The organism is Polaromonas sp. P3_C2, assembly GCF_056402675.1.
The window spans coordinates 1-3,793 of the sequence record NZ_JBFUGX010000417.1 but is presented as its reverse complement, the minus strand read 5'-3'; the positions used below and the strand labels follow the sequence as shown (position 1 = coordinate 3,793).

The following is a 3,793-nucleotide window of genomic DNA, read 5'->3' as shown; positions in this document are numbered from 1 at the left end:
CGCCATGGCGTGTCCTTGTTGGTATTGGAGTTGGTATTTGTCTTCAGTCCCCGCTCCCGATTACCCCTTCTGTCTGCGCCGAGGAGCGCAGGTTCAGGCGGATCAGGGATCGCGATTGTCTGAGCGAAGCGAGTTCGAGCGAGACCCCGCCTGAACCGAGCACCGCAGGTTGCCCGAAGCGAAGCGTAGGGTCGCAAACAGCAGGGTCGCCTTTTCTTTGGTGACTTTCTTTTGGCGACGCAAAAGAAAGTTACTTGCCGCCGGGCAACCCCGGCCAGCGGCCTCAGCTAAAGGCGCATCCTCAAGCAGTCCTCGCCCGTCCACCTTTCTCCGCCCAGGTTCGTGTCCACCGAATCTGCATCACCCGCAGCATCACCAGCATGCCCAGCGACAAGGCTGCAAAAAAGAAGAAACCCCACATGTAAGTGCCCGCATACTGCTTGGAGATACCCATGGCATTGGGCACCAGGCCGCCGCCCAGTGCGCCGATTTCCCCGATCATGGAGCCRGCTACCGCAGTAGCCAGGGGCCAGCGTAGCGGTACCAGCTGGAAAAGGGCGCCATTGCCTGCACCCAGTGCGGCAAAGCACAGCATGACCAGCAAGGTGGTGGCCACCAGGGATTTGCTGGCCAGGCCGCATGCCACGAGCGTGGCGGCAATCGTCAGCAGCACGACGCTCAAGGTGTTCACGCCGCCCCAGCGGTCCGAGATCCAGCCGCCGAAGATGCGCAGCGCCGCGCCCATGAAGGCTGCCAGCATCGACAGCTGCCCGGCCTGCACCTTGCTGACGCCGAACTGGTCGTAGTAGTAGGAAGGCAAAAACGTCGCCAGCCCGATGAAGCCGCCAAAACTCACGGCGTAGATCAGGCTGAAAGCCCAGCCGTCTTTTTCGAACAGGCAGGCCACGTGTTCGCGCAGGGTGGCGTGGCTGTCCACATCGTCGGGTTCTTTGGCAAAAAGAATCATCGCGATCATCGGCAGCAGCATGGCTACGGCAGCAATGCCGTAGACCGACTGCCAGCCGAAGCGCTGCGCCAGCGCCGGCGCGACAAGCACGGAGACAGCGGTGCCCACGTTGCCCGCACCGACCAGACCCATGGCCAGGCCCTTGTAACGGGGAGGGAAGGAGCCCGAACCCAGGCTGAGCGCCACGCCGAAACTGGCGCCGGCAATGCCCAGCAGCACGCCCATGGCCAGCAGGCTGCTGTAGGAGTCAACCACGAAGTAGCCGAACAGCAGCGCCACCATGATCAGGCCCATTTCGACCAGCGTGGCATTTTTGCGGCCAATGTATTGCGCCAGCACGCCCAGCGGAAAGCGCATCAGCGCGCCGGCGAAGATGGGAACCGACAGCATCACGCCTTTTTCTGTGGGCGAGAGCTTGTAGGTTTCCGAAATGAAAGGCGCCATGGCGCCGTTCATGACCCAGATGCAGCACGAAAACGCGAAGTAGAAAAACGCCGCACCCAGTGTGGGCGCGTGGCCAGCCTTGAGAAAATTACGAAACCCCGCCATGGTGCAAGCTCTTTCTGTGAAGATGGTTGATTCACAGAAACAGTGCGAAAAGCATGCCAACTTGGGGCACTCAAAATGCACCCTTGCAGCGCAATTTGAGCCTGAGTTGCGGTTTCTTTTGGTGCGACGCACACATTGCGTGCGTGCAGCCGTGCGAATCAACCAAGCCGACCGAGGTCGCGGGCTAGTTTTTGCGGTCCATGTCGACGCAGACCATTGCCGCGTAGTGGTTCCAGCGCAAGGTGATCACGTAGGGGCGCTTGCGTACCCGGGCTTTCATGCCCTGCGCACCCTGCAGCTTGATCGGCACTGAAATCTGCAGCTCGGACCCCAAAGCCTTGCGTGCATTGCCTGCCAGGGTGTTGGCGATTTCACCCACCGCATCAAGCAAGTTGCCATCGCTGAGGTCGGTTTCATGCTGGAGCAGCAAAATCTCGCGCACCAGTTTCCCCGGCATGGACACCACCACATGTCCGTTGTGGCTTCCGGAAAAGGTCACGATGCCGTTGAATTCAAAGGCTTCGATATCTCCCGTGCCGAGATAGGCCGAGGTGATCTGCGGTTCCTGCCGGGTCGTGATCTTGAGGTAATGCCGGATGGAATCGACAAAGAGCTTGAGGTCGTTTTCGTTCAGTGTGGCCATAACAATGTCCTTAGCGCACGTCTGCAACGTCGAGCAGTGCAATCTGCAGCTCTTCGTCGGTAAAGGGTTTGGCAACGAATCCGCGGGCGCCCAGCTTGAGTGCCTGGATGGCTGTCGATTTGTCGCTGAGCGCGCTGACCACCAGTATCTTGATGGACGGGTCGAACTTCAGCAATGCGGTGATGCATTCAATGCCGTCCATCTCAGGCATGGTCAGGTCCATGGTGACGACCTCGGGGCGGGTTGCCCGGGCCAGCCGCACGGCTTCAAGGCCGTTTTTGGCCAGGCCTGCGAGCACCACGCCCTTGATGCCGCCGTTTTGCACCACTCTCGAAATCCGGGTCCGGATCATGTTGGAGTCGTCAACAATCAGCAGTCGCATGGAGAAGCTCCTGTGTGGGGTTTGTGATGGCCATTGCTGGATTGCTTCAGGAAAATTCAGGAAAAAGAAACCTTGAATTCGGTGTGCTGGCCGGGCGTGCTGGAGAGCAGCAGGCGCGCCCCCAGCTGCTGCACGTTGGTCTGCACCAGGTCCAGGCCCACGCCGCGGCCTGCGTGGCGGGAGGTGGCACCGGCCGTGGAAAAGCCCGGCTTGAAAATATGTGCAACGATCTGCTGCTCGCTGAAGCTTTGCAGCTGCTCAGGCGTATACCAGCCCAGTTCAAGCAGACGGCGGCGAACGTCGGCCGCATTCAGGCCCGCGCCATCGTCGCGCACGCTGAGCTGCCACTGGCCGTCTTCGTTCCGGGTGAGGTTGACGGTAATCCGCCCGGACTCCGCCTTGCCCGCAGCGCGCCGCACGGATGGCACCTCCACGCCGTGCACCACGGCGTTACGCAGAAGCTGGATGGCKATTTCGCGCAGCAGGTTCATCTTGTCGGCCGGCATGTCCTGGGCACTCCCCATACGCACCTCGGCATCCACGCGTTTGCCGCAGTCGGTGCCGACCTCGTTCGCCAGCTGGGTCAGCACGGCGTTCAGTCCTTGCGATGCGGAACCGTCCGGGGCGGGCGCCGTGTCACCGCCTGAGCGCTTCTGGCCCAGCGCCTTGAAGGCGCCGACCTTGGCCAGCAGGTCCTCGAGCGGCAAAGGCAGGGCCAGCAGAGCGTCGCCGGTGGCGGCGCCGTTGTCCTTGAGCTTTTGCAACTCGCTTTCGAACTGATGGGCCAGTGTGGCCAGGATTTCCAGTCCGAGCGACGCTGCGTCGCCCTTGAAGGCGTGGATGCGGCGGTAGGCGCCGTCCACAGCTTTGAGCACCTGGACTTCCGAGGCGGCTGATGAAGTGCTTCGCAGCAGGTCGTTGACTTCCAGCAGGGACGCTTCAGCTCGCTCTACAAAAGCGCGCATCATGGCCGGCTCCGTCTCGAAAGCCTTGAGCATCATGGACAGCTCTTTTTGCGAGCGCTGGCGTTCGCCGGTCAACCGGGCCTGCAACTCGACTTTTTGCGTGATGTCCTGCACGGTGACCAGCAGATGCCGCACGGTGTTGCCGTCCTGCACCCGGTTGAAATGGAACGAAAGGTAGCGCTTGGTGTCCTGGCCCAGCCGGTTCCTGACGGTGAGTTCCACCTCCGACAGCGGGTTGATGCCCTGGATCAGCTGCTCCTTGACGTGTGGAGAGAACAGCAACTCGA

General features: G+C 61.3%; 4 protein-coding genes. All 4 read right to left on the bottom strand.

Annotated features, from left to right (window positions below):
* Nucleotides 1-301: 301 nt before the first annotated feature.
* On the bottom strand, nucleotides 302-1,516 hold the full coding sequence (locus AC1DWI_RS16275) for an MFS transporter (protein WP_477671579.1): 1,215 nt from the start codon (nucleotides 1,514-1,516) through the stop codon (nucleotides 302-304).
* A 184-nt stretch (nucleotides 1,517-1,700) separates the two neighbouring features.
* Entirely contained in the window at nucleotides 1,701-2,159 is a 459-nt protein-coding gene (locus AC1DWI_RS16270; protein WP_431097274.1) for a chemotaxis protein CheX, read from the bottom strand.
* Between the two features lie 10 nt (nucleotides 2,160-2,169).
* A complete protein-coding gene (locus tag AC1DWI_RS16265; protein WP_457279080.1) occupies nucleotides 2,170-2,541 on the bottom strand; it encodes a response regulator transcription factor in 372 nt (123 codons plus the stop codon).
* Between the two features lie 56 nt (nucleotides 2,542-2,597).
* Nucleotides 2,598-3,793 (bottom strand): ATP-binding protein (locus tag AC1DWI_RS16260; RefSeq protein WP_477725219.1); only part of this gene is annotated, 1,196 nt, incomplete at its 5' end.